Source organism: Enterobacter vonholyi, assembly GCF_040834095.1.
Classification (GTDB): domain Bacteria; phylum Pseudomonadota; class Gammaproteobacteria; order Enterobacterales; family Enterobacteriaceae; genus Enterobacter; species Enterobacter vonholyi.
The window spans coordinates 821,429-847,057 of the sequence record NZ_CP162152.1; the positions used below are offsets into that span (position 1 = coordinate 821,429).

Genomic DNA, 25,629 nt, shown 5'->3' on the forward strand with positions numbered 1-25,629 from the left:
GGGGTGAGGGCATCAAGCCGCACATCTTACAGCTTCGCAAACACCTTACGCGCCGCGTCGATGGTGTTATTGATATCTGCTTCGCTGTGCGCCACGGACATGAAGCCCGCTTCGAACGCGGACGGCGCCAGGTACACGCCTTCTTCCAGCATCAGGTGGAAGAAGCGCTTGAAGCGTTCGACGTCGCACTTCACCACGTCCTGATAGCAGGTCACGGTTTTCGCATCGGTGAAGAAAATCCCGAACATCCCGCCCACGTGGTTAACGACCAGCGGAATACCGGCTTCCTCTGCCGCTTCAAGCAGGCCGTTTGCCAGCTGCGTGGTACGGTCGGTCAGGGTTTCATGAATCCCCGGCTGAGCGACTTCGTTCAGGCAGGCGAAGCCCGCCGCCATCGCGATTGGGTTACCGGAGAGCGTGCCCGCCTGGTAAACCGGACCGGTTGGCGCCAGGGCTTCCATAACGTCCTTACGGCCACCGAATGCCCCGACCGGCATGCCGCCGCCGATGATTTTGCCGAGGCAGGTCAGGTCCGGCTCGACGTTGTAGTAAGACTGGGCACCCGCCAGCGCCACGCGGAAGCCGGTCATGACTTCATCGATGATCAGCAGCGCGCCGAACTCGTCGCACAGGGCACGCAGTCCCGGCAGGAAGTCAGGCTGCGGTGGAATGCAGTTCATGTTGCCGGCAACCGGCTCAACGATGATGCAGGCGATCTCCTGCGGATACTGCTCGAACGCCGCGCGAACGGTAGCAAGATCGTTGTAGGTGCAGGTCAGGGTGTGCTTCGCGAAATCTGCCGGTACGCCCGGGGAGTTCGGCTGGCCGAGCGTCAGCGCGCCGGAACCGGCTTTCACCAGCAGGCAGTCCGCATGACCATGGTAACAGCCTTCAAACTTGATGATTTTATCGCGGCCGGTAAAACCGCGCGCCAGGCGGATGGCGCTCATGGTGGCTTCGGTACCGGAGTTCACCATACGCACCATGTCCATGGTAGGCACCAGTTCAGTCACCAGCTCCGCCATTTTCACTTCCATTTCGGTTGGCGCGCCGAAGCTCAGGCCGTGCTGGGCGGCTTCAATTACCGCGTTACGAATAGCCGGGTGGTTGTGACCCAGCACCATCGGGCCCCAGGAGCCGACGTAATCGATATAGGCTTTGCCATCGACATCATACAGATACGCGCCGTCAGCACGTTCGATAAACAGCGGCGTACCGCCCACGCCGGTGAAGGCGCGCACAGGTGAGTTCACGCCACCCGGAATAAGCTCGCGGGCTGCACTGTAGAGGTTTTCAGACTTGCTCATGGCGTCGTTCCTGGTTCGTATAAAATGGTTAAGCCCACTATTCTAAGTGATTCGGGGATGGTTATGAAATTTTTAGCCGGGTAATGCTTTAAGATTTGTTAAGTAATTTTCAGGAGACGGTAGGGCAGTCTCTGGTAAAATCCACGCGGCTTTTGTATGACGAATAAGTGCAGGACATGAAATCAGATTCTCCGTCTTTTGAAGAACAACAGCTTACGCGCGCTCAGCACCGAATCAGCATTCGGCGGCTGCTTAACCGCGATAAAACGCCGCTGGCGATCCTTCTGGCTGCCGCCGTGGTGGGAACACTCGCCGGGCTGGTGGGCGTGGCGTTTGAAAAAGCGGTTAATGCCGTGCTCAACTGGCGAGTGGGCACCGTGGCCGGTTTCGCCAATAGCGAATGGCTGGTGTGGGTGTGGGCATTCGGGCTGTCTGCGCTGTTTGCCATGGTGGGGTATTTTCTGGTGCGTAAATTCGCGCCGGAAGCAGGGGGATCGGGCATCCCGGAAATTGAAGGCGCGCTGGAGGAGCTGCGTCCGGTGCGCTGGTGGCGGGTGATTCCGGTTAAATTCATCGGCGGCATGGGAACTCTGGGCGCGGGAATGGTGCTTGGCCGGGAAGGACCCACGGTTCAGCTGGGCGGGAACGCCGGTCGCATGGTGGGCGATCTCTTTCGGATGCGCAGCGCCGAAGCGCGCCATACGCTGCTGGCTACCGGCGCGGCGGCGGGGTTGTCGGCGGCGTTTAACGCGCCGCTGGCGGGCATTTTGTTCATCATCGAAGAGATGCGCGCGCAGTTTCGCTACAACCTGATCTCGATTAAAGCGGTGTTTACCGGCGTCATTATGTCGAGCATTGTCTTCCGCCTTTTTAATGGCGAAGGGGCGGTAATTGAAGTGGGGAAACTGACCAATGCGCCAGTCAACACCCTGTGGCTTTATCTGATCCTCGGCATGATTTTTGGCGTGGTGGGGCCGCTGTTTAACACCTTTATCCTGCGCGCTCAGGATATGTTTCAGCGCATTCACGGCGGCAACACGACGAAATGGGTGCTGATGGGGGGGCTGCTGGGCGGCATGTGCGGCGTGCTTGGGTTCATCGAGCCGAATGCCGCGGGCGGTGGCTTCGGGCTGATACCCATTGCGGCTGCGGGGAATTTCAGCGTGGGCCTGCTGCTGTTTATGTTTATTTCAAGAGTCATCACGACGGTGCTGTGCTTCTCCTCCGGCGCGCCCGGCGGGATTTTCGCCCCGATGCTGGCGCTGGGTACGCTGCTCGGGACCGCGTTTGGTATGGCGGCTGAAGCGGGTTTTCCCGCCTATCATCTTGACGCCGGGACGTTTGCCATCGCCGGAATGGGGGCGCTGCTGGCCGCGTCCCTTCGTGCGCCGTTGACCGGGATCGTGCTGGTACTGGAGATGACGGACAATTACCAGCTCATTTTGCCAATGATCATTACCTGTCTCGGCGCGACACTATTAGCCCAGTTCCTGGGTGGAAAACCGCTATACTCCACCATCCTTGCGCGTACTCTGGCAAAACAAGAGGCGGAGCGGGCCGCCGCGCAGAATACTTGAATGAATTACCAGGGTATTAGATAATGACGAAAAGAATTGGGTGAATTTTACCCAATAGCAGTATTCATGGGAGCATAAGATGAGTGATGACGTAGCTGTGCCGCTGGAATTTACCGAAGCAGCAGCCAACAAAGTGAAAACCCTGATTGCCGACGAAGACAATCCGGATCTGAAACTGCGTGTTTATATTACCGGTGGTGGCTGCAGCGGCTTCCAGTATGGTTTTACCTTTGACGACCAGGTTAACGATGGCGATATGACTATCGAGAAACAGGGCGTCGCGCTGGTGGTTGACCCGATGAGCCTGCAATATCTGGTGGGCGGTTCGGTGGATTACACCGAGGGTCTGGAAGGTTCGCGCTTTGTGGTCACTAACCCGAATGCGACAAGCACCTGCGGGTGTGGATCTTCGTTCAGTATCTAAGAGAGTGCGGGCTGATGCCCTCACTCCGGCCCTCTCTCACAGGGAGAGGAAGAAATACTAAAAACGGTAACCTGACGGTTACCGTTTTGCTTTTATCTTGCATTATCATCCAGCGCAAACGTCGGCAGCTTCAGGTGCCAGCGTATCGCCGCTAAACGTATCACCAGCGTCACGACCATCCCCAGCATTGCGGCGTTTTCCAGCGGAATTGCAAAGGTGTAGTACGCGGTCGCGTGAACAATGCCGCCCGCAATACAGGCCGTCGCGTAAATTTCAGTACGCAGGATCATCGGCACTTCACGCGCCAGAATGTCGCGAATGATGCCGCCGCCCACGCCGGTTAATACGCCCATGCAGATTGCCACCATCGGACCGGTGCCCGCATTAAACGCCTTATTGACGCCAATACCGACAAACACGGCCAGACCGACGGCATCCAGTACCGGCAATATCCATTTTGGTAATCGGCGGGGCTGGCGAACCAGCACAATGGTTAACAGGCAGGTGACCATTGCGACCACCAGATCGGTCGGATCTTTCACCCAAAACACCGGCCCATTCGCCAGCGCCATATCGCGGATAGTCCCGCCGCCCACGGCGGTCACGACGCCCAGCACCAGCACGCCAAACGGATCCATGCGCAGTTTTCCAGCGAGCAGAACGCCGGAGATAGCAAAAACGGCTGTGCCAAGAATATCCAGCCAATAAACGAGCATCGTTAAATCCTCGAAAAGGGTCTTATGTTAGTGACTCTCTGCCAGCGCGGCACAGAGCTGTTTTGCGGCGAGGATAATACGCGGGCTGGCGCGTTCAAACCAGTCGCTGTTGAGTGGGATCACCGGAATTTTTAGCTGCTTTTGCCAGAATTGTTCAATTTTAGGAATCTCACTCGCATTTCCGACCACGACGATGGCCTGCGGCCGGCGCGCCAGAACCTGCTCGCGGCTCACCTGAGGCCACGGCACCCGGCTGGCTGCAAAGATGTTTTCACCGCCACAGACTTCCAGCACCTGGTTCTGAATCGACCCTTTCCCGGTGGTAAACAGCGGCTGGCTGCCAAACTGAAGGAAGATGCGCTTTTTAACAGGGGTATCGTATCGGGATTTCAGCGCCGCATAGTCGCTAAGCATCTGTTTTGCCGCGGCCTCTGCTTTTTTGGGTGTAGGGCTATAGGGTGCCAGGGCGCGGAGCGCCTGAGCGACCTGCTCAATGCTGACGGCATCTATCCACATCACCTTTATGCCAAGGGAAGTGAGCTGGTTGACCTGCCGCTCGGCGTTGCCGCCACGCCAGGCCAGCACGAGATCCGGTTTAAGCGCCACGATGCGCTCAAGGTTCATCCCCTGCCAGGTTGCTACTTGTTCAATACCCGCGGCCTGCGGTGGGTAATCCGAAAAGCTGCTCACGCCAACGGGGGTGATCCCGGCGGCAAATGCCAGTTCCGTATTCGCGGGAGAGAGGGTAATTACGCGCGGTAGCGCATAGAGCCACAGCGGTGCGAAAAGAAGCAGGGCGGCAAGCGCCCTGAGGGTATGTTTAGCCACGTGCCAGATTCTGCACCAGGCGTTCCACCATGACGGTGGACTGTTTTGCCGCAACGGTCAGGAACTCGTCGAAGCTGATGTGGGACTGCTGGTCTGCCACGTCAGAGATGGCGCGAACCACCACGAACGGTACGCTGAAGTTATGGCAAACGTGAGCAATCGCGGTCGCTTCCATCTCAACGGCTACCGCCTGAGGGAAGTTATGACGGATTTTCGCCAGACCCACGGAACCATTGATGAACGCATCACCGCTGACAATCAGACCGCGTACCGCGTTGAGGTTGAGCTCCGCAATGCAGGTCTCTGCCGCCGCAATCAGTTTGTCGTCAGCCTTAAATCCTGCCGGGCAGCCAGGAAGCTGGCCGTACTCGTAACCGAACGCGGTGACGTCCGCATCGTGATAGCGCGCTTCGTCGGAAACAACGATATCACCCACCTTCAGCGTCGGCGCCAGGCCGCCCGCAGAGCCGGTATTAATGATTACGTCCGGCTTGCAGCGCTCAAGCAGCAGGGTGGCACCCAGCGCCGCAGCGACTTTACCGATGCCTGATTTCAGCAGAGCCACGTCAACACCGTTTAGCTGACCGGTATAGATCTCACAACCACCCAGAGAGAGGGTCTGACGGTTCTCAATTTTGTCACGCAGGAGCGTAACTTCTTCTTCCATTGCACCAATAATGCCGATTTTCATAGATTTACTCGCGATGTGCCTTGTTAAGATGCATAGTCTATCATGCGGTTAAGGGGAAACGCATTCTCACGCGGGGGAGCACATGTCACCAATCGATTTTCGCACCAAAATTAACTGGCACCGACGTTTCCGTTCGCCGCAGGGCGACAAGAGCGAACATGAGATCCTGCGTATCTTTGAAAGCGATCGCGGGCGGATCATTAACTCGCCCGCCATCCGCCGTCTGCAGCAAAAGACCCAGGTCTTTCCGCTGGAACGTAACGCCGCGGTGCGCACGCGTTTAACCCACTCCATGGAGGTGCAGCAGGTCGGGCGCTACATTGCCAAGGAGGTTTTGAGCCGTCTCAAAGAGCAGCGTTTACTGGAAACCTATGGTCTGGACGAGCTGACGGGGCCTTTTGAGAGCATCGTTGAGATGGCCTGCCTGATGCATGACATCGGCAACCCGCCTTTCGGTCACTTTGGTGAGGCGGCTATCAATGACTGGTTTAAACAACGGCTTTACCCTTCGGATGCGGTGAGCCAGCCGCTGAGCGACGATCGCTGCATCGTACGCGATTTACGCCTGCGTGAAGGCGAAGAGGGGCTGAACGATCTGCGCCGCAAGGTACGTCAGGATCTCTGTCATTTTGAGGGCAACGCGCAGGGGATCCGTCTGGTCCACTCCCTGATGCGCATGAACCTGACCTGGGCGCAGGTCGGCTGCATTCTAAAATATACGCGCCCCGCGTGGTGGATGGGGGATCCCCCCGCGTCCCACAGTTATTTAATGAAAAAACCGGGCTATTACCTTTCTGAAGAGGCCTATATTGAGCGGCTGCGTAAAGAACTTTCATTGACGCCAAACGGTCGTTTTCCATTGACCTGGATTATGGAAGCCGCCGATGATATCTCCTATTGCGTGGCCGATCTGGAAGATGCCGTTGAGAAAAGAATTTTCAGCGTCGAGGAGCTTTATCAGCATCTTTATGCGGCCTGGGGTACTCACGAAAAAGGCTCGCTGTTTGCGCAGGTTGTCGAAAATGCCTGGGAAAAATCGCGGTCAAATACATTAAGTCGCAGTACGGAAGACCAGTTCTTTATGTATTTGCGGGTCAATACATTAAATAAACTGGTGCCATACGCGGCGTCGCGCTTTATTGATAATTTGCCGCTCATTTTCAGCGGGGAATTCAACCACGCGCTGCTGGAAGATGACAGCAGTTTCAGCCAGCTCCTTGAGCTTTATAAACATGTTGCGATGCGGCATGTATTCAGCCATCCGGATGTCGAGCAGCTAGAGCTGCAGGGCTATCGGGTAATCAGTGGGTTACTGGAAATTTATTCCCCATTGCTCCAGCTTTCGGTCGACGAATTCAGCGAGCTGGTGGAACACGAGCGCGTGCGCAGAATACCCATCGAATCGCGGCTTTATCAAAAACTCTCTACCCGGCATCGTCTGGCGTATGTCGAAGCGATTGGCAAGCTGGAACGCAACTCTCCCGAATGGCCGGTAATGGAATATTATTATCGCTGCCGTCTTATCCAGGACTATATCAGCGGCATGACGGATTTGTATGCCTGGGATGAATACCGCAAGCTGATGGCGGTGGAATAATGCCGGAGTTTTGTAAAGACGGCCAATAAATTTTTACCTTTTCCATAAACTTATCGCCGGAACTAAGCGGTATAAAACGAATCTGAGTTACACAGCAATTTTACGTTACCTGTAAATCGAGATTGAGAAACATGAAAAAAACCACATTAGCAATGAGTGCACTGGCTCTGAGTTTAGGTTTAGCGCTGTCTCCTCTGACTGCTACTGCAGCCGAGACCGCGTCGTCGGCAGCAACCGCGCAGCAGATGCCAAGCCTGGCACCGATGCTCGAAAAAGTGATGCCATCGGTGGTGAGTATTAACGTTGAGGGCAGCACGACCGTCAATACGCCGCGTATGCCGCGTAACTTCCAGCAGTTCTTCGGCGACAACTCGCCGTTCTGCCAGGACGGTTCGCCATTCCAGAGCTCTCCGTTCTGTCAGGGCGGCGGTGCAGGGGATGACAGCCAGGGCGGCGGTCAGCAGCAGAAATTCATGGCGCTTGGCTCGGGGGTAATCATTGATGCAGCGAAAGGCTACGTCGTTACCAACAACCACGTTGTCGATAACGCTAACAGCATTAAGGTTCAGCTGAGCGATGGCCGTAAGTTTGACGCCAAAGTGGTCGGCAAAGACCCGCGCTCCGACATCGCTCTGATCCAGATTCAGGATCCGAAAAACCTGACGGCAATTAAAATTGCCGACTCCGACGCGCTGCGCGTGGGTGACTACACCGTGGCGATCGGTAACCCGTTCGGCCTGGGTGAAACCGTGACATCCGGTATCGTCTCTGCGCTGGGTCGTAGCGGCCTTAACGCGGAAAACTACGAAAACTTCATCCAGACGGATGCAGCGATCAACCGCGGTAACTCCGGCGGTGCGCTGGTGAACCTGAACGGTGAGCTGATCGGTATCAACACCGCTATCCTGGCACCGGACGGCGGCAACATCGGGATCGGCTTTGCTATCCCAAGTAACATGGTGAAAAACCTGACCGCGCAGATGGTGCAGTATGGCCAGGTGAAACGCGGTGAGCTGGGTATCCTGGGTACGGAGCTGAACTCCGAACTGGCTAAGGCGATGAAAGTTGACGCCCAGCGCGGGGCATTCGTCAGCCAGGTGATGCCGAATTCTTCTGCGGCGAAAGCGGGCATTAAAGCAGGGGATGTGATCACCTCCCTGAACGGTAAGCCGATCAGCAGCTTTGCCGCCCTGCGCGCCGAAGTGGGCTCCATGCCGATTGGCAGTAAAGTGACCCTCGGCCTGCTGCGCGACGGTAAGCCGGTTAACGTGAGCCTGGAGCTGCAGCAGAGCAGCCAGAATCAGGTGGATTCCAGCACCATCTTCAGCGGGATTGAAGGTGCCGAGATGAGCAATAAAGGCGCAGACAAAGGCGTGGTGGTGAATAACGTGAAAGCGAATTCACCGGCAGCCCGTATCGGCCTGAAAAAAGGCGATGTGATCATGGGCGCTAACCAGCAGCCGGTTAAAAACATCGCTGAACTGCGCAAAATTCTCGACAGCAAGCCTTCCGTGCTGGCGCTGAATATCCAGCGTGGCGATACCTCTCTTTATCTGCTGATGCAGTAATCCTCTGAAGCCCCTGTTCGCAGGGGCTTTCTCGTTTCTGTGACTGTAACCACAACTCCATACTTTTCCCTCTCTCTTTGTGCATTTGCACAATGCAGCCGCAGCTGAACTTCCCTATGCTTGAGCTCTGCTCACGGGAGGGTTGCATGGCTGGCTGGCATCTTGATACCAAAATGGCGCAGGATATCGTGGCGCGCACCATGCGCATCATTGATACCAATATCAACGTGATGGATGCTCGCGGGCGCATTATCGGCAGCGGCGATCGCGAGCGTATTGGGGAATTGCACGAAGGTGCGCTGCTCGTGCTTTCTCAGGGGCGGGTAGTGGATATCGACGATGCGGTAGCGAAACACCTGCACGGCGTCCGTCAGGGCATCAATTTACCGCTGCGCCTTGAAGGTGAGATTGTGGGGGTCATCGGCCTCACCGGCGAGCCCGAGTCGCTGCGAAAATACGGTGAGCTGGTCTGCATGACGGCAGAGATGATGCTGGAACAGTCGCGCCTGATGCACCTGCTCGCTCAGGACAGCCGCCTGCGCGAAGAGCTGGTGATGAACCTTATTCAGGCGGAAGAGCATACGCCTGCACTGAGTGAATGGGCCCAGCGTCTGGGGATCGATCTGAACCAGCCGCGCGTGGTGGCGGTGATTGAGGTCGATAGCGGCCAGCTTGGCGTGGACAGCGCGATGGCCGAGCTGCAGCAGCTGCAAAATGCGCTGGCGACGCCGGAGCGCGATAACCTGGTGGCGATCGTTTCTCTGACGGAAATGGTGGTGCTCAAACCGGCGCTCAATGCGTTTGGCCGCTGGGATGCGGACGATCATCGTCGTCGCGTGGAGCTGCTGATCTCCCGGATGAAGGAGAATGGTCAGCTGCGTTTTCGCGTTGCGCTGGGCAACTACTTTACCGGGCCGGGCAGTATCGCCCGCTCCTGGCGTACCGCGCGAACCACCATGATGGTGGGCAAGCAGCGGATGCCGGAGAGCCGCTGTTATTTCTATCAGGATCTGATGCTGCCGGTGCTGCTCGACAGCCTGCGCGGGGGCTGGCAGGCCAATGAGCTGGCGCGGCCATTAGCGCGTCTGAAAGCCATGGACAACAACGGCCTGCTGCGCCGGACGCTGCAGGCATGGTTCCGCCATAACGTGCAGCCGCTGGCGACCTCGAAGGCGCTGTTTATTCACCGCAATACACTGGAGTATCGGTTAAACCGGATTTCGGAGCTGACGGGGCTGGACCTGGGGAATTTCGACGACAGGCTGCTGCTGTATGTGGCGCTGCAGCTGGACGAGCAGAGATGACTGAGTGTGGTCTGGTGCCCTCACCCCATCCCTCTCCCACGGGGAGAGGGCGCAAACACTATAAAACGGCAATCAAGGATTGCCGTTTTGCTTTTATTTCCGGGTTAATTTCTCAAGATCCGCTTCAATCTCGCTGATCTTGTTAGTCACAACACTTTCCAGGTGACGCAGATCGTCAAGGATCTTACGCTTGAGATCGACTTCGGTGCGGTCGCGCTGGCAGATCTGATCGAGTTCATCGATCACATAGCGCAGGTTAGGGCTGATTTCCTGTACTTCTTTGTATCCCTGACCTACGCCGTCAGCAACAACGGTCTTACGCTGGCGTGGGTATTTAAACTTCACGCTTTTGGCGAAAAACTCTCCTTTGTCCTTGTGAAAATAGATTTTCAAAATATCGTTGTTGGCTTCCTGGCGGAGGCTGTAACGATCAATTTCATCAGGATTGGTAATGCCCAGACTTTTCAGATTATCGTACATAGCGGTACCCTTGATCTCAACATAACCTTTGAATAATTAACGAAAAAATCTATTTTCGCCACCCTCAGATATAAAAAAAGCGGGGTTGCCCCCGCTTTTTGTTATACCCGATTAATCGATGGTGCGCAGCAATTCATTGATGCCCACTTTACCGCGCGTTTTCGCATCCACTTTCTTCACGATAACCGCACAGTAGAGGCTGTATTTGCCATCTTTTGACGGCAGGTTACCGGAAACCACCACGGAGCCAGCCGGAACGCGACCGTAGTGAACTTCGCCGGTTTCACGGTCATAAATACGGGTGCTCTGACCGATGTAAACGCCCATGGAGATCACGGAGCCTTCTTCAACGATCACGCCTTCTACCACTTCAGAGCGGGCGCCGATGAAGCAGTTGTCTTCGATGATGGTCGGGTTAGCCTGCAGTGGCTCCAGAACGCCACCGATGCCCACGCCGCCGGACAGGTGAACGTTTTTACCGATCTGCGCGCAGGAACCGACGGTTGCCCATGTGTCAACCATCGTGCCTTCGTCAACGTAGGCACCGATGTTCACGTAGGATGGCATCAGCACGGTATTGCGTGCGATGAATGCGCCCTGACGTACTGCCGCAGGCGGTACCACGCGGAAACCTTCTTTCTGGAAACGCGCTTCGTCGTAGTCAGCGAATTTCATTGGCACTTTATCGAAGTAGCGGCTTTCAGCTCCGTCGATAACCTGGTTATCGTTGATGCGGAAAGAGAGCAGCACGGCTTTCTTCAGCCATTGATGAGTGACCCACTGACCGTCGATTTTTTCTGCCACGCGCAGCGCGCCGGAATCCAGAAGGGAAATCACCTGGTTTACCGCTTCACGGGTCACGGTATCCACATTTGCCGGGGTAATCTCGGCGCGACGCTCAAAAGCGGACTCAATAACGTTCTGTAACTGCTGCATTGTTTACTCTTTCCATTTCACTAAAAAACATATCACCCTTTATCGTTTGGATTGAGGGCTGCTGTCAACCGTTGTTGCACTTCAAGCTGCAGGTCATTATTAAGGGCACGCCGGTCGGCGGTGGCGATTATAAATAAATCTTCTACTCGCTCGCCAATGGTTGTAATTCGGGCCCCATGAAGCGAAATTCCCAGATCGGCAAAAACCTGTCCGACGCGGGCAAGCAGCCCTGGCTGGTCGAGCGCGATCAGCTCCAGGAACGATTTTCGGTCGGTGTGGGTCGGCAGGAAATTGACCTCGGTATCGACGGTAAAGTGGCGCAATTTCGCCGGCTGCCGACGCGGCTGCGGAGGCTGCCAGCTGCGCTGGGTAATCGCCTGCTCAAGACCAAAACGTATCCCTTCATGCCTGTCCGATGACAGCGGGCTGCCGTCCGGCTCAAGCACGATAAAGGTGTCCATCGCCATGCCGTCGCGGGTGGTGAAAATCTGCGCGTCGTGCACGCTCAGGTTACGCCTGTCCAGCTCGGCGCAGACCGCAGCAAACAGATAAGGGCGGTCCGGGCTCCAGATGAAAATCTCCGTCCCGCCGCGGGTAGCCTGCGGGCTTAGCAGGATCATCGGCTGGGACAGATCGTGCTTCAGCAGATGCCGCGCGTGCCAGGCAAGCTGGTTTGGGCTGTGGCGGACAAAATAGTTGGCGCGGCAGCGGGCCCAAATCTGATGCAGTGCCTCTTCATCAATGTTATCCATCCGCAGCAGCGCCAGCGCCTGCAGCTGGTGATGGCGCACGCGTTCGCGCATGTCCGGGATGTTTTGCATCCCGCGACGCAGCTGTTTTTCGGTAGCGAAGTACAGCTCGCGCAGCAGGCTCTGCTTCCAGCTGTTCCACAGGGTCTCGTTGGTGGCGCAGATATCGGCCACCGTCAGGCAGACCAGATAGCGCAGACGGTTTTCAGTCTGAACCTCTTCGGCGAACTGCTTAATGACTTCCGGGTCCTGAATATCCCGACGCTGCGCGGTGACCGACATCAGCAGGTGATGGCGCACCAGCCAGGCCACCAGCTGCGTTTCACGCGAGTTCAGGCCGTGCAGTTCGGCAAATTTCAGTACGTCCTGCGCGCCCAGCACCGAGTGGTCACCGCCGCGACCTTTGGCGATATCGTGGAACAGGGCAGCAATCAGGATCAGTTCCGGATGGGTCAGGCGCGGCCACAGCTCCACGCACAGCGGGTGGCGGGAGCGCGTCTCTTCTTTCGCAAAGCTCTCCAGCTTGAGCATCACGCGGATGGTGTGTTCATCCACCGTGTAGGCGTGGAACAGATCGAACTGCATCTGCCCGACGATGTGCGACCACTGCGGCATATAGGCCCACAGCACGCTGTGACGGTGCATCGGCAGCAGGCCGCGGCTGACGGCACCCGGGTGGCGGAGCATGCTCAGGAACAGCGAACGCGCTTCCGGGATATAGCACAGCGGCTGCGTCAGATGACGGCGCGCATGGCGCAGATGGCGCAGGGTGGTGGAGTAGATTCCGGTGATGGTGCTGTTGCGCACCATGGTATAGAACATCCGCAGAATTGCTTCCGGCTCGCGGATGAACAACGTTTCGTCGCGCAGGTCGATAAGCGTGCCGCGCAGCTGGAATTCGTCATCAATCGGGCGCGGCTTTTCGTCGGCCGTCAGGGCCAGAATGGCCTCGTCGAACAGCTGCAGCAGCATCTGGTTCAGCTCGCTCACCCGGCGAGTGACGCGGAAGAAATCCTTCATCATGTGCTCAACCGGCTCGTTACCTTCGCCCTGGTAATTCAGGCGCTGAGCCACGCTGAGCTGGCGGTCAAACAGCAGACGGTTATCGTAGCGCGTAACTTCCAGATGCAGGGCGAAGCGGATGCGCCACAGCAGGTGCAGGCACTCGTTGAGTTCGTTACGCTCCGCCTCGGTTAAAAAGCCGAAGCCGACCATCTCGTCCATCGAGGTGGCGCCAAAATGGCGGCGGGCGACCCACTGAAGGGTGTGGATGTCGCGCAGGCCGCCGGGGCTGCTTTTAATATCGGGTTCAAGGTTATAGCTGGTGCCGTGGTAGCGCTGGTGGCGCTGGTTTTGCTCCTCGACCTTCGCGGCGAAGAACTTTTCTGACGGCCAGAAGCCGTCGCTGAAGATGTGTTTCTGCAGCTCCAGGAACAGGGCGACATCACCAATCAGCAGGCGGGTTTCAATCAGGTTGGTGGCGACGGTCAGGTCCGATAACCCTTCCAGCAGACACTCTTCCAGGGTGCGCACGCTGTGGCCCACTTCCAGCTTCACGTCCCAGAGCAGCGTCAACAGTTCGCCAATTTTTTGCGCCTGTTCGTCCGGCAGCTTTTTGCGGCTTAAGATCAGCAGATCGATATCGGAAAGCGGATGCAGCTCACCGCGGCCGTAGCCCCCGACGGCAACCAGCGCAACATCACTGATTTGCCCAAACCCATAATCGATCCACAGGCGCTGCAGCAGCTGGTCGATAAATTCGGTGCGCGCTTCAATGAGCTGCTCGGCCGACACGCCTGCGTCGAACGCGCTGCCCAGCCAGCGATGGAAAACATCCATATGGGCTTTAATATGCGCGCAGGTCAGCTCGTGCGACGGCCAGACGCCCGGGTTATCGGGCTGGTCGGGGAGGGTGGGAAGTGCTGTGTTAGCATACTGTTCGGGTAAAAGATTACTCATCGTGCGCCACCCATAAGAAAAAGCTATAGCCATTAAAAAAGCCGGCATTTGCCGGCTTTTTTATCATTCGTCGTGCGTCAGTATCGCCGGGATGGTGTCATCCTTGCGCAACGTCATAATTTCGCAGCCGTTGTCTGTTACCACAATAGTATGCTCGTACTGTGCAGACAAGCTTCTGTCTTTGGTTTTCACCGTCCAGCCGTCTTTCATGGTACGGATGCGGTAGTCACCCGCGTTAACCATCGGCTCAATGGTAAAGGTCATGCCTTTTTGCAGCACCACGCCGCCGTCGTCTGCATCATAGTGCAGAACCTGCGGCTCTTCATGGAAGACGCGACCAATGCCGTGACCGCAGTACTCGCGAACCACGGAGAAACCTTCTGCTTCCACAAACTTCTGGATTGCCGCACCGATGGTACGCAGGCGAATACCCGGTTTAACCATTTTCAGCGCCAGATAGAGGCTCTCTTGCGTCACTTTGCACAGACGCTCGCCAAGAATAGTCGGCTTGCCAACGATGAACATTTTTGAGGTGTCACCGTGGTACTCGTCTTTAATGACGGTCACGTCGATGTTGACAATATCGCCATCTTTCAGCAGTTTTTCATTGTCCGGGATGCCGTGGCATACCACTTCATTAATAGAGATGCAGACGGATTTCGGGAAACCGTGGTAGCCGAGGCAGGCGGAAACCGCGTGCTGCTCGTTCACGATATAGTCGTTACAGATACGGTCCAGTTCACCGGTACTGACGCCCGGCTTCACGAACGGCTCGATCATTTCCAGCACTTCCGCGGCCAGACGACCGGCGACGCGCATCTTTTCAATTTCTTCAGGTGTCTTAATAGAGATAGCCATGTAATCTGTCCATCGGTGTCGATTTTTTCGACAATACTAGTCTAAGTGTCGTCAATGGTATCAGTCAGGCACGCTCCGTGCCAAATTGAGAATCATTAACAGCACACTCCGCCAACAACTGTTGGTTTCTGGTCGTGTTTTGTGGTATAAAGCGCGCCGGACTTCCGATCCATCTCAGATACACAGGCTGGACGGAAGCGACAAATCTCACTTTGTGTAACAACACACACGTATCGGCACATATTCCGGGGTGCCCTTCGGGGTCGGTAATATGGGATACGTGGAGGCATAACCCCAACTTTCAATATAGAGGTTTTAAACATGGCAACTGTTTCCATGCGCGACATGCTCAAGGCTGGTGTTCACTTTGGTCACCAGACCCGTTACTGGAACCCGAAAATGAAGCCTTTCATCTTCGGCGCGCGTAACAAAGTTCACATCATCAACCTTGAGAAAACTGTACCAATGTTCAACGAAGCCCTGGCTGAGCTGAACAAGATCTCTTCCCGTAAAGGTAAGATTCTGTTCGTTGGTACTAAGCGCGCTGCAAGCGAAGCTGTGAAAGATGCTGCTAACAGCTGCGACCAGTTCTTCGTGAACCATCGCTGGTTGGGCGGCATGCTGACCAACTGGAAAACTGTTCGTCAGTCCATCAAGCGCCTGAAAGATCTGGAAACCCAGTCTCAGGACGGTACTTTCGACAAGCTGACTAAGAAAGAAGCGCTGATGCGCACTCGTGAACTGGACAAGCTGGAAAACAGCCTGGGCGGTATCAAAGATATGGGCGGCCTGCCAGACGCGCTGTTCGTAATCGATGCAGACCACGAGCACATCGCTATCAAAGAAGCTAACAACCTGGGTATCCCGGTATTCGCTATCGTTGATACCAACTCCGATCCGGACGGTGTTGACTTCGTTATCCCGGGTAACGACGACGCAATCCGTGCTGTTAGCCTGTACCTGAGCGCTGTAGCTGCTACCGTTCGTGAAGGCCGTTCCCAGGATCTGGCTTCTCAGGCGGAAGAAAGCTTCGTAGAAGCTGAATAATAAGGTTTTACCCCTTATTAGTACCGTGTATGAATAGGGGCCCATTACCGGCCCCTTTTTTCAATTTACACTGTTTGGCCCCCGGCCGGGCAGTTCACATCTCCCGAGGATTTAAGAATGGCTGAAATTACCGCATCCCTGGTAAAAGAGCTGCGCGAGCGTACTGGCGCAGGCATGATGGATTGCAAAAAAGCGCTGACTGAAGCGAACGGCGACATCGAGCTGGCAATCGAAAACATGCGTAAATCCGGTGCGATCAAAGCAGCTAAAAAAGCAGGCAACGTTGCTGCTGACGGCGTGATCATCACTAAGATCGACGGCAACTACGGCATCATTCTGGAAGTTAACTGCCAGACTGACTTCGTTGCTAAAGATGGCGGTTTCCAGGCATTTGCTAACAAAGTTCTGGACGCAGCTGTTGCTGGTAAAATCACTGACGTTGAAGTTCTGAAAGCACAGTTCGAAGAAGAACGTGTTGCGCTGGTTGCTAAAATCGGTGAGAACATCAACATCCGTCGCGTATCTTCTCTGGAAGGTGACGTTCTGGGTTCTTACCAGCACGGTGCACGTATCGGTGTTCTGGTTGCGGCTAAAGGCGCTGACGAAGAGCTGGTTAAACAGCTGGCAATGCACATCGCTGCAAGCAAGCCAGAATTCGTTAAGCCAGAAGACGTGTCTGCTGAAGTGGTAGAGAAAGAGTACCAGGTTCAGCTGGACATCGCGATGCAGTCTGGTAAACCAAAAGAAATCGCAGAGAAAATGGTTGAAGGCCGCATGAAGAAATTCACCGGCGAAGTTTCTCTGACTGGCCAGCCATTCGTAATGGACCCAAGCAAGTCTGTTGCTCAGCTGCTGAAAGAGCACAACGCTGACGTAACTGGCTTCATCCGCTTCGAAGTGGGCGAAGGCATCGAGAAAGTTGAGACTGACTTCGCAGCAGAAGTTGCTGCAATGTCCAAGCAGTCTTAATGATTGAAAAGGAGCCGCCTGAGGGCGGCTTCTTTTTGTCACCCGTCACAGGAAATCAGACAGGCTCCAGTATCGCTGTACTGATTTGCGGCATATCATGTCGCCAGAATTAACCCCCATCTTAATCGTTGACAGTCTCAGGAAAGAAACATGGCTACCAATGCAAAACCCGTGTACAAACGCATTCTGCTTAAGCTGAGTGGCGAAGCGCTGCAGGGATCGGAAGGTTTCGGTATTGACGCAAGCATCCTTGATCGCATGGCACAGGAAATCAAAGAACTGGTCGAACTGGGTATCCAGGTTGGCGTGGTCATTGGCGGTGGCAACCTTTTCCGTGGTGCTGGTCTGGCGAAAGCGGGGATGAACCGCGTTGTGGGCGACCACATGGGTATGCTGGCAACCGTGATGAATGGCCTGGCGATGCGTGATGCGCTCCATCGCGCCTATGTGAACGCCCGCCTGATGTCCGCTATTCCACTGAATGGCGTATGCGATAATTACAGCTGGGCAGAAGCCATCAGCCTGCTGCGCAACAACCGCGTGGTGATCCTCTCCGCCGGTACGGGTAACCCGTTCTTTACGACCGATTCCGCTGCCTGCCTGCGCGGTATCGAGATCGAAGCCGATGTGGTACTGAAAGCGACCAAAGTTGACGGCGTGTTTACTGCCGACCCGGCAAAAGATCCTTCTGCCACCATGTACGATCAGCTGAGTTACAGCGAAGTGCTGGATAAAGAGCTGAAAGTGATGGATCTTGCCGCCTTCACGCTGGCTCGCGACCACAAACTGCCGATCCGTGTCTTCAACATGAACAAACCAGGCGCACTGCGTCGCGTGGTCATGGGCGAAAAAGAAGGCACTTTGATCACGGAATAATTTCCGTTGACGATAAATACAGGTAAGATTCCGCTTTATTTTGTAGTGGTATCTTACCCGGGCGCGCCTTTGGCGTTGTCATGAATTAAACGCGACTATACTTAGCACACCTGTAGCGCTGTGCTGGCGGATAGTCTGCCTGAGACAAGTTTTCAAGGATTCGTAACGTGATTAACGACATCAGAAAAGATGCTGAAGTACGCATGGAAAAATGCGTAGAAGCGTTCAAAACCCAAATCAGCAAAATCCGTACTGGCCGTGCTTCTCCAAGCCTGCTGGATGGCATCATTGTTGAGTACTACGGTACGCCAACTCCTCTGCGTCAGCTGGCGAGCGTAACGGTAGAAGATACCCGTACGCTGAAAATCAACGTGTTCGATCGTTCTATGGGCCCGGCCGTTGAGAAAGCGATTATGGCCTCTGACCTCGGACTGAACCCAAGCTCTGCGGGCGCAGACATCCGTGTTCCACTGCCTCCGCTGACGGAAGAGCGTCGTAAAGATCTGATCAAAGTCGTTCGTGGCGAAGCTGAGCAGGGTCGTGTATCCGTGCGTAACGTCCGTCGCGACGCGAACGATAAAGTAAAAGCGCTGCTGAAAGAAAAAGAGATCAGTGAAGATGACGATCGTCGTTCTCAGGACGACATTCAGAAAATGACCGACGCTGCCATCAAGAAAATTGATGCGGCGCTGGCAGATAAAGAAGCGGAACTGATGCAGTTCTGATTTCTGTCGTACACTGATAAACGCCGTTCAGAGGGACTTCGGGTCTTGCTGGCGGCGTTTTGCTTTTATCTGGTCTAACTTTTTTCGGGCATCCCATGAAGCATTTAACACTCCTCGGCTCAACCGGCTCTATCGGTTGCAGCACTCTCGACGTCGTTCGCCATAATCCTGAACTTTACACCGTGACAGCGCTGGTGGCCGGTAAGAATGTGCAGCGAATGGTCGAACAGTGCCTGGAGTTTGCGCCCCGCTATGCGGTGATGGATGACGAAGAGAGCGCACGTCTGCTGAAAGCACAGCTGCGTGAAAAGGGCTGCCGAACCGAAGTGCTGAGTGGCCAGCAGGCGGCCTGCGAGATGGCGGCGCTGGACGAGGTGGATCAGGTGATGGCGGCCATTGTCGGCGCGGCAGGGCTGCTGCCGACGCTTGCCGCGATTGATGCCGGTAAGGATGTTTTGCTGGCCAATAAAGAGTCGTTGGTCACCTGCGGACGCCTGTTTATGGATGCGGTGAAGCAGCGCGGCGCGCGTCTTCTACCGGTTGACAGCGAGCACAACGCGATTTTTCAGAGTTTACCGCAACCTTTTCAACAGAACCTGGGGTACGCTGACCTGGAGCAGAATGGCGTAGTGTCGATTCTGCTTACCGGGTCTGGTGGCCCGTTCCGTGAAACGCCACTGTCTGAACTGCGCGCCATGACGCCGGATCAGGCGTGCCGTCATCCGAACTGGTCGATGGGGCGTAAAATCTCCGTTGACTCTGCCACCATGATGAACAAAGGTCTGGAATACATTGAAGCGCGCTGGTTGTTTAATGCGTCAGCGAAACAGATGGAAGTACTGATTCACCCGCAATCGGTCATTCATTCGATGGTGCGTTATCAGGATGGCAGCGTGCTGGCGCAGTTGGGCGAGCCGGACATGCGTACGCCGATTGCCCATTCAATGGCGTGGCCAAATCGAGTGAAATCCGGCGTGAAGCCGCTTGATTTCTGCAAGCTAAGTTCCCTGACGTTCAGTGAACCAGATTACGATCGCTATCCTTGTCTGAAGCTTGCGATGACTGCCTTTGACCAAGGGCAGGCGGCGACAACGGCACTGAATGCAGCCAATGAAATTACCGTTGAGGCATTTCTGAATCAGCAAATTCGTTTTACCGATATCGCGTCGTTAAATTTATCGGTACTGGAGATGATGGATTTGCGCGAACCACAAAGCGTGGAAGAGGTGCTGGCGGTGGATGCAGCTGCGCGTAATATTGCGCGCCAACAGGTGACACGTCTCGCAAGCTGGTGATAAAGCAAGCACTAGTCGTCGTGCTATTTGTTAGCGTTGGGCTTCAGTGATATAGTCTGCGCCACCTGATCGCAGGTATTTGACTTAATGTGGTCAGGTGAGCCGTGGTTTGACACGGCTTTTTTATGTATAGGCTTCAGTATTCCTGAGTACCGTTAAATCCTTTTCAGGGACAAAAAACGCGTTATGTTGTCTGCGAATCAACCAATAAGCGAAAATTTGCCAGCTCATGGCTGCCGTCATGTAGCAATCATTATGGATGGCAATGGCCGCTGGGCGAAAAGACAAGGGAAGATACGAGCCTTTGGGCATAAAGCGGGGGCGAAATCCGTTCGCCGCGCCGTTTCTTTTGCCGCCAACAACGGCATTGATGCGTTAACGCTCTATGCTTTTAGCAGTGAAAACTGGAATCGGCCTCTGCAGGAAGTGACTGCGTTGATGGAATTGTTTGTGTGGGCGCTAGACAGCGAAGTAAAAAGCCTGCACCGCCACAACGTCCGCCTGCGTATCATTGGCGATACCAGTCGTTTTAACTCACGTTTGCAGGAACGGATTCGTAAAGCAGAAGCGCTGACGGAAAATAATACCGGTCTTACGCTGAATATTGCGGCGAATTACGGCGGACGCTGGGATATTATCCAGGGCGTTCGGCATCTGGCCGAACAGGTTCAGGAAGGGCTGTTGAGACCCGACCAAATTGATGAAGAGGCGCTGAGCAAGCAAATCTGCATGAATGAACAGGCTCCCGTGGATTTGGTAATTAGGACAGGGGGGGAACATCGCATAAGTAACTTTTTGATATGGCAAATTGCCTATGCCGAACTTTACTTTACGGATGTTCTTTGGCCCGATTTTGATGAACAAGACTTTGAAGGTGCGCTGCATGCCTTTGCCAATCGAGAGCGTCGTTTCGGCGGCACCGAGCCTGGTGGCGACAAAGCCTGATGGGGGTAGCTTTTGCTGAAGTATCGCCTGATTTCCGCTTTTGTATTAATACCCATTGTCATAGCGGCGCTGTTTTTACTGCCCCCGGTGGGATTCGCTATTGTCACGCTGGTGGTGTGTATGCTCGCCGCGTGGGAATGGGGACAGTTTAGCGGCTTTACCTCGCGCACTCAGCGAGTATGGCTTGCGGTACTTTGTGGCTTTATCCTGGCCATAATGCTGTTTACGTTGCCTGAATATCACCATGATATTCATCAGCCACTGGTTGCCGGTTCCTTGTGGATATCGTTGGCCTGGTGGGTTGCCGCGCTGTTGCTGGTTCTTTTTTATCCAGGTTCTGCGGCATTATGGCGTAATTCAAAAGTGCTGCGACTGATTTTTGGTTTGCTCACAATTATTCCTTTTTTCTGGGGTATGGTTGCGCTGCGAGCCTGGCACTACGACGAAAACCACTACAGCGGTGCGATCTGGCTGCTTTATGTAATGATTCTGGTCTGGGGTGCTGACTCCGGGGCCTATATGTTTGGTAAACTGTTTGGCAAACATAAGCTGGCACCGAAGGTTTCTCCGGGCAAAACCTGGCAAGGATTCATCGGCGGCCTGTTTACGGCAGCGATCATCTCCTGGGGCTACGGCGTCTGGGCGAATCTTGAAGTGGCACCGTCAATACTGCTGGTGTGCTCGATTTTTGCTGCGCTTGCCTCCGTGCTCGGTGATTTGACCGAAAGTATGTTTAAGCGCGAAGCAGGGATTAAGGATAGCGGACACCTGATTCCAGGGCATGGCGGTATACTGGATCGCATTGATAGCCTGACAGCGGCTGTTCCAGTGTTTGCGTGTTTGCTTTTACTGGTATTCGGGACGATTTAACGGAAGGTTTTATGCTGAGCATTCTCTGGAATCTGGCGGCGTTCATTGTTGCACTGGGTGTACTGATTACCGTGCATGAATTTGGCCATTTCTGGGTTGCTCGCCGCTGTGGCGTGCGCGTAGAGCGGTTTTCCATCGGTTTTGGTAAATCACTCTGGACGCGCACAGACCGTCATGGCACAGAATTTGTCATCGCCCTTATTCCGCTGGGCGGCTACGTCAAAATGCTCGACGAACGCGTCGAGCCTGTCGCTCCTGAGCTGCGACACAGCGCATTCAACAATAAAACCGTTGGACAACGCGCCGCCATCATTGCTGCCGGACCGGTAGCCAACTTCATCTTTGCGATTTTCGCTTACTGGCTGGTGTTCATCATCGGCGTTCCTGGCGTGCGTCCTGTGGTAGGTGAAATTGCCCCCAACTCCATCGCGGCGAGTGCGCAAATTACATCCGGGATGGAACTTAAAGCGATTGATGGCATCGAAACCCCTGATTGGGATGCCGTGCGACTGCAGCTGGTAGCCAAAATTGGCGATCCGCAGACCACCATCAGCGTATCGCCGTTTGGTTCTGATACGCGTCAGGACAAAGTACTTGATTTACGCCACTGGCGTTTCGAGCCAGACAAAGAGGATCCCGTCGCTGCGCTGGGCATTCGTCCGCGCGGTCCGCAGATCGAGCCGGTATTAGCCGAAGTACAGGCAAATTCGGCAGCGAGCAAAGCGGGTTTGCAAGCGGGCGACAGGATCGTTAAAGTCGATGGTCAACCATTAACAGAGTGGATGACCTTTGTTACTCTGGTGCGCGATAATCCGGGAACGTCTCTCGCGCTGGAAGTTGAAAGGCAGGGTAGTCCGCTTTCGCTGACGCTGATTCCGGATACGAAGTCGGTCGGCAAAAAGGCAGAAGGGTTTGCAGGCGTTGTGCCAAAGGTGATCCCGCTGCCAGATGAGTACAAGACAATACGCCAGTATGGGCCGTTCAGCGCCATCCTTGAAGCCACGGATAAAACATGGCAACTGATGAAGCTGACGGTCAACATGTTGGGGAAATTGATAACCGGTGATGTGAAACTGAACAACCTCAGTGGGCCAATTTCGATTGCTCAGGGGGCTGGGATGTCAGCGGAATTCGGGGTGATTTACTATCTCATGTTCCTCGCGCTCATTAGCGTGAACCTTGGGATAATCAACCTGTTCCCGCTTCCCGTTTTAGACGGGGGTCATCTGCTGTTTTTAGCGATTGAAAAGCTAAAAGGCGGACCGGTATCCGAGCGAGTTCAAGACTTTAGTTATCGCATTGGCTCGATTCTGCTGGTGCTGTTAATGGGGCTTGCACTTTTCAATGATTTCTCTCGGTTGTAAGAGAGTGTTAGGAAGAACGCATAATAACGATGGCGATGAAAAAGTTGCTCATAGCGTCGCTGCTGTTTAGCAGCGCCACCGTATACGGTGCTGACGGGTTCGTAGTGAAAGACATTCATTTCGAAGGCCTCCAGCGTGTCGCCGTTGGTGCGGCCCTCCTCAGTATGCCTGTACGCCCCGGCGATACGGTTAATGATGATGATATCAGTAACACCATCCGTGCTCTGTTTGCCACCGGCAACTTTGAGGACGTTCGCGTCCTGCGCGATGGTGATACGCTGCTGGTACAGGTAAAAGAACGTCCAACGATCGCCAGTATCACTTTCTCCGGTAACAAGTCGGTGAAAGATGACATGCTCAAGCAAAACCTTGAAGCATCGGGTGTTCGTGTGGGTGAATCTCTGGACCGCACAACCCTTTCAGACATTGAAAAAGGTCTGGAAGACTTCTACTACAGCGTCGGTAAATACAGTGCCAGCGTGAAAGCGGTTGTCACTCCGCTGCCACGTAACCGTGTTGACCTGAAGCTGGTCTTCCAGGAAGGTGTTTCTGCGAAGATCCAGCAGATCAACATTGTCGGCAACCATGCGTTCAGCACCGACGAACTGATCTCCACCTTCCAGCTGCGCGATGAAGTGCCATGGTGGAACGTGGTAGGCGATCGCAAATATCAGAAACAGAAACTGGCGGGCGACCTTGAAACCCTGCGCAGCTACTATCTCGATCGTGGCTATGCGCGTTTCAACATCGACTCGACTCAGGTCAGTCTGACTCCGGACAAGAAAGGCATCTACATCACGGTTAACATCACCGAAGGCGAGCAGTACAAGCTTTCTGGTGTTGAAGTGAGTGGTAATCTGGCGGGGCATTCTGCTGAAATCGAATCACTGACCAAAATTCAGCCAGGCGACCTGTATAGCGGTTCCAAAGTAACCAAAATGGAAGACAGCATTAAGAAGCTGCTCGGCCGCTATGGTTATGCCTATCCGCGCGTACAGACTCAGCCTGAAATCAATGACGCGGATAAAACCGTTAAGCTGCATGTGAATGTTGATGCGGGCAACCGTTTCTACGTGCGTAAGATCCGCTTCGTCGGTAACGACACCTCCAAAGATTCCGTTCTGCGTCGCGAAATGCGTCAGATGGAAGGCGCATGGTTGGGTAGCGACCTCGTTGATCAGGGTAAAGAGCGTCTGAACCGTCTGGGTTATTTTGAAACGGTGGATACCGATACCCAGCGCGTACCGGGCAGCCCGGATCAGGTTGATGTCGTTTATAAAGTGAAAGAGCGCAATACCGGTAGCTTCAACTTCGGTGTGGGCTACGGTACTGAAAGCGGCGTCAGCTTCCAGGTCGGCGTGCAGCAGGATAACTGGCTGGGTACAGGTTACTCTGTCGGTATTAACGGCACCAAAAACGACTACCAGACCTACTCTGAGTTCTCTGTAACTAACCCATACTTCACCGTAGACGGTGTGAGCCTGGGCGGTCGTATTTTCTATAACGACTTTAAAGCAGACGACGCGGATCTGTCTTCTTACACCAACAAGAGTTACGGTGTAGACGGTACGCTTGGCTTCCCGGTTAACGAATACAACACCCTGCGTGCGGGCTTAGGTTACGTGCATAACGACCTGTCCAACATGCAACCTCAGGTGGCGATGTGGCGTTATCTGGACTCTATCGGCCAGTCAACCAGCAAAACTGGTCATGACAATGGCTTCGCGGCGGATGACTTCACCTTTAACTACGGTTGGACCTATAACCGTCTCGACCGCGGCTACTTCCCAACGGAAGGTTCTCGCGTCAACCTGAACGGTAAAGTTACAGTTCCGGGTTCCGATAACGAGTTCTATAAGGTCACGCTTGATACCGCATCCTACTTCCCGATCGATGACGATCATAAGTGGGTGGTTCTGGGTCGTACCCGTTGGGGCTATGGCGATGGTCTGGGTGGCAAAGAACTGCCGTTCTATGAAAACTTCTATGCGGGTGGCTCCAGCACCGTTCGTGGTTTCCAGTCCAACAACATTGGTCCGAAAGCGGTTTACTACGGCGGGAACGACAAAGATAACTGTAATAAGTCTTCCTCTTCCGAAGTCTGTAGCTCTGATGACGCGGTGGGCGGTAACGCCATGGCCGTTGCCAGCCTGGAGTTCATTACGCCAACGCCGTTTATCAGTGATAAATACGCGAACTCGGTCCGTACGTCCTTCTTCTGGGATGCAGGTACCGTGTGGGATACCAACTGGCAGAATACTGCCCAGATGCGCGCAGAGGGCGTTCCAGACTACAGCGATCCGAGCAATATTCGCATGTCTGCCGGTATCGCATTACAATGGATGTCACCGCTGGGGCCGTTGGTCTTCTCTTACGCCCAGCCGTTTAAGAAATACGATGGAGACAAAGCGGAGCAATTCCAGTTTAACATTGGTAAAACCTGGTAATAATCCGCTGCAAAGGAATGCGTTGGCAGTGTAGCGCTGACAACTGGCGATCGGTAACACGGTCGCCTTGCCACGCAAAGAACGGTACCTTCTGGTG

General features: G+C 54.7%; 22 protein-coding genes. 14 read left to right on the forward strand and 8 right to left on the reverse strand.

Annotated features, from left to right (window positions below; translation table 11 throughout):
• Positions 1 to 26 precede the first annotated feature (26 nt).
• Positions 27 to 1,307, reverse strand: a complete 1,281-nt coding sequence (hemL, locus tag AB3N39_RS03830; protein WP_133293809.1) for a glutamate-1-semialdehyde 2,1-aminomutase — start codon at positions 1,305 to 1,307, stop codon at positions 27 to 29.
• 176 nt (positions 1,308 to 1,483) lie between these two features.
• Here hemL and clcA point away from each other — a divergent pair, with 176 nt between their 5' ends.
• Positions 1,484 to 2,884 (forward strand): H(+)/Cl(-) exchange transporter ClcA, encoded by a 1,401-nt coding sequence (gene clcA / locus AB3N39_RS03835; RefSeq protein WP_348942589.1) that lies wholly within the window; start codon positions 1,484 to 1,486, stop codon positions 2,882 to 2,884.
• A 79-nt stretch (positions 2,885 to 2,963) separates the two neighbouring features.
• The gene (gene erpA / locus AB3N39_RS03840; protein ID WP_008501923.1) at positions 2,964 to 3,308 is read left to right on the forward strand and encodes an iron-sulfur cluster insertion protein ErpA; all 345 of its coding nucleotides are present in this window, start codon (positions 2,964 to 2,966) and stop codon (positions 3,306 to 3,308) included.
• Between the two features lie 92 nt (positions 3,309 to 3,400).
• On the opposite strand, the gene AB3N39_RS03845 is transcribed toward erpA, so the two are convergent.
• Genes AB3N39_RS03845 through mtnN form a run of 3 tightly spaced genes read right to left on the reverse strand, consistent with a single transcriptional unit; the run spans position 3,401 to position 5,543 of the window.
• The gene (locus AB3N39_RS03845) at positions 3,401 to 4,024 is read right to left on the reverse strand and encodes a TRIC cation channel family protein (RefSeq protein WP_115876409.1); all 624 of its coding nucleotides are present in this window, start codon (positions 4,022 to 4,024) and stop codon (positions 3,401 to 3,403) included.
• Between the two features lie 27 nt (positions 4,025 to 4,051).
• Positions 4,052 to 4,852, reverse strand: coding sequence for a vitamin B12 ABC transporter substrate-binding protein BtuF (gene btuF / locus AB3N39_RS03850; protein ID WP_252093416.1), 801 nt, complete (start codon positions 4,850 to 4,852; stop codon positions 4,052 to 4,054).
• A complete protein-coding gene (gene mtnN, locus AB3N39_RS03855; protein WP_115876408.1) occupies positions 4,845 to 5,543 on the reverse strand; it encodes a 5'-methylthioadenosine/S-adenosylhomocysteine nucleosidase in 699 nt (232 codons plus the stop codon). The genes btuF and mtnN overlap by 8 nt, the downstream gene beginning before the upstream one ends.
• Before the next feature lie 82 nt (positions 5,544 to 5,625).
• Here mtnN and dgt point away from each other — a divergent pair, with 82 nt between their 5' ends.
• The 3 genes from dgt to cdaR all read left to right on the forward strand — a co-directional run bounded on the left by dgt (position 5,626) and on the right by cdaR (position 10,012).
• Positions 5,626 to 7,140: a dGTPase gene (gene dgt / locus AB3N39_RS03860; RefSeq protein ID WP_274242087.1), complete on the forward strand. Its 1,515-nt coding sequence runs from the start codon at positions 5,626 to 5,628 to the stop codon at positions 7,138 to 7,140.
• Positions 7,141 to 7,271: 131 nt separating this feature from the next.
• Entirely contained in the window at positions 7,272 to 8,708 is a 1,437-nt protein-coding gene (gene degP / locus AB3N39_RS03865) for a serine endoprotease DegP (protein WP_024907518.1), read from the forward strand.
• Positions 8,709 to 8,854: 146 nt separating this feature from the next.
• Positions 8,855 to 10,012 carry a DNA-binding transcriptional regulator CdaR gene (cdaR, locus tag AB3N39_RS03870; RefSeq protein WP_127729662.1) on the forward strand — a complete coding sequence of 386 codons (1,158 nt, stop codon included), beginning with the start codon at positions 8,855 to 8,857 and terminating at the stop codon, positions 10,010 to 10,012.
• Positions 10,013 to 10,105: 93 nt separating this feature from the next.
• On the opposite strand, the gene AB3N39_RS03875 is transcribed toward cdaR, so the two are convergent.
• The 4 genes from AB3N39_RS03875 to map all read right to left on the reverse strand — a co-directional run bounded on the left by AB3N39_RS03875 (position 10,106) and on the right by map (position 14,994).
• Positions 10,106 to 10,492 carry a DUF3461 family protein gene (locus AB3N39_RS03875; protein WP_014168696.1) on the reverse strand — a complete coding sequence of 129 codons (387 nt, stop codon included), beginning with the start codon at positions 10,490 to 10,492 and terminating at the stop codon, positions 10,106 to 10,108.
• A gap of 111 nt (positions 10,493 to 10,603) precedes the next feature.
• Positions 10,604 to 11,428, reverse strand: coding sequence for a 2,3,4,5-tetrahydropyridine-2,6-dicarboxylate N-succinyltransferase (gene dapD / locus AB3N39_RS03880; protein ID WP_008501915.1), 825 nt, complete (start codon positions 11,426 to 11,428; stop codon positions 10,604 to 10,606).
• Positions 11,429 to 11,460: 32 nt separating this feature from the next.
• A complete protein-coding gene (gene glnD / locus AB3N39_RS03885; RefSeq protein ID WP_325814112.1) occupies positions 11,461 to 14,136 on the reverse strand; it encodes a bifunctional uridylyltransferase/uridylyl-removing protein GlnD in 2,676 nt (891 codons plus the stop codon).
• A 63-nt stretch (positions 14,137 to 14,199) separates the two neighbouring features.
• Positions 14,200 to 14,994 carry a type I methionyl aminopeptidase gene (gene map, locus AB3N39_RS03890; protein WP_047346408.1) on the reverse strand — a complete coding sequence of 265 codons (795 nt, stop codon included), beginning with the start codon at positions 14,992 to 14,994 and terminating at the stop codon, positions 14,200 to 14,202.
• A 321-nt stretch (positions 14,995 to 15,315) separates the two neighbouring features.
• Between map and rpsB the strand changes: the two genes are divergently transcribed.
• The 9 genes from rpsB (at position 15,316) to bamA (ending at position 25,532) form a co-directional block, all read left to right on the forward strand.
• Positions 15,316 to 16,041 (forward strand): 30S ribosomal protein S2, encoded by a 726-nt coding sequence (gene rpsB, locus AB3N39_RS03895; protein WP_003856207.1) that lies wholly within the window; start codon positions 15,316 to 15,318, stop codon positions 16,039 to 16,041.
• A 117-nt stretch (positions 16,042 to 16,158) separates the two neighbouring features.
• Positions 16,159 to 17,010: a translation elongation factor Ts gene (tsf, locus tag AB3N39_RS03900; RefSeq protein WP_014882627.1), complete on the forward strand. Its 852-nt coding sequence runs from the start codon at positions 16,159 to 16,161 to the stop codon at positions 17,008 to 17,010.
• A gap of 150 nt (positions 17,011 to 17,160) precedes the next feature.
• Positions 17,161 to 17,886 carry a UMP kinase gene (pyrH, locus tag AB3N39_RS03905; RefSeq protein WP_008501910.1) on the forward strand — a complete coding sequence of 242 codons (726 nt, stop codon included), beginning with the start codon at positions 17,161 to 17,163 and terminating at the stop codon, positions 17,884 to 17,886.
• A gap of 167 nt (positions 17,887 to 18,053) precedes the next feature.
• Positions 18,054 to 18,611 (forward strand): ribosome recycling factor, encoded by a 558-nt coding sequence (frr, locus tag AB3N39_RS03910; RefSeq protein WP_008501909.1) that lies wholly within the window; start codon positions 18,054 to 18,056, stop codon positions 18,609 to 18,611.
• Between the two features lie 95 nt (positions 18,612 to 18,706).
• A complete protein-coding gene (gene ispC, locus AB3N39_RS03915) occupies positions 18,707 to 19,906 on the forward strand; it encodes a 1-deoxy-D-xylulose-5-phosphate reductoisomerase (RefSeq protein ID WP_133293814.1) in 1,200 nt (399 codons plus the stop codon).
• Positions 19,907 to 20,092: 186 nt separating this feature from the next.
• Positions 20,093 to 20,851: a (2E,6E)-farnesyl-diphosphate-specific ditrans,polycis-undecaprenyl-diphosphate synthase gene (ispU, locus tag AB3N39_RS03920; protein ID WP_024907522.1), complete on the forward strand. Its 759-nt coding sequence runs from the start codon at positions 20,093 to 20,095 to the stop codon at positions 20,849 to 20,851.
• Positions 20,852 to 20,863: 12 nt separating this feature from the next.
• Positions 20,864 to 21,721, forward strand: a complete 858-nt coding sequence (gene cdsA, locus AB3N39_RS03925) for a phosphatidate cytidylyltransferase (RefSeq protein ID WP_023310457.1) — start codon at positions 20,864 to 20,866, stop codon at positions 21,719 to 21,721.
• Positions 21,722 to 21,732: 11 nt separating this feature from the next.
• Positions 21,733 to 23,085 (forward strand): sigma E protease regulator RseP, encoded by a 1,353-nt coding sequence (rseP, locus tag AB3N39_RS03930; RefSeq protein ID WP_111963994.1) that lies wholly within the window; start codon positions 21,733 to 21,735, stop codon positions 23,083 to 23,085.
• 29 nt (positions 23,086 to 23,114) lie between these two features.
• Positions 23,115 to 25,532: an outer membrane protein assembly factor BamA gene (gene bamA, locus AB3N39_RS03935; protein ID WP_111963993.1), complete on the forward strand. Its 2,418-nt coding sequence runs from the start codon at positions 23,115 to 23,117 to the stop codon at positions 25,530 to 25,532.
• Positions 25,533 to 25,629: the final 97 nt, after the last annotated feature.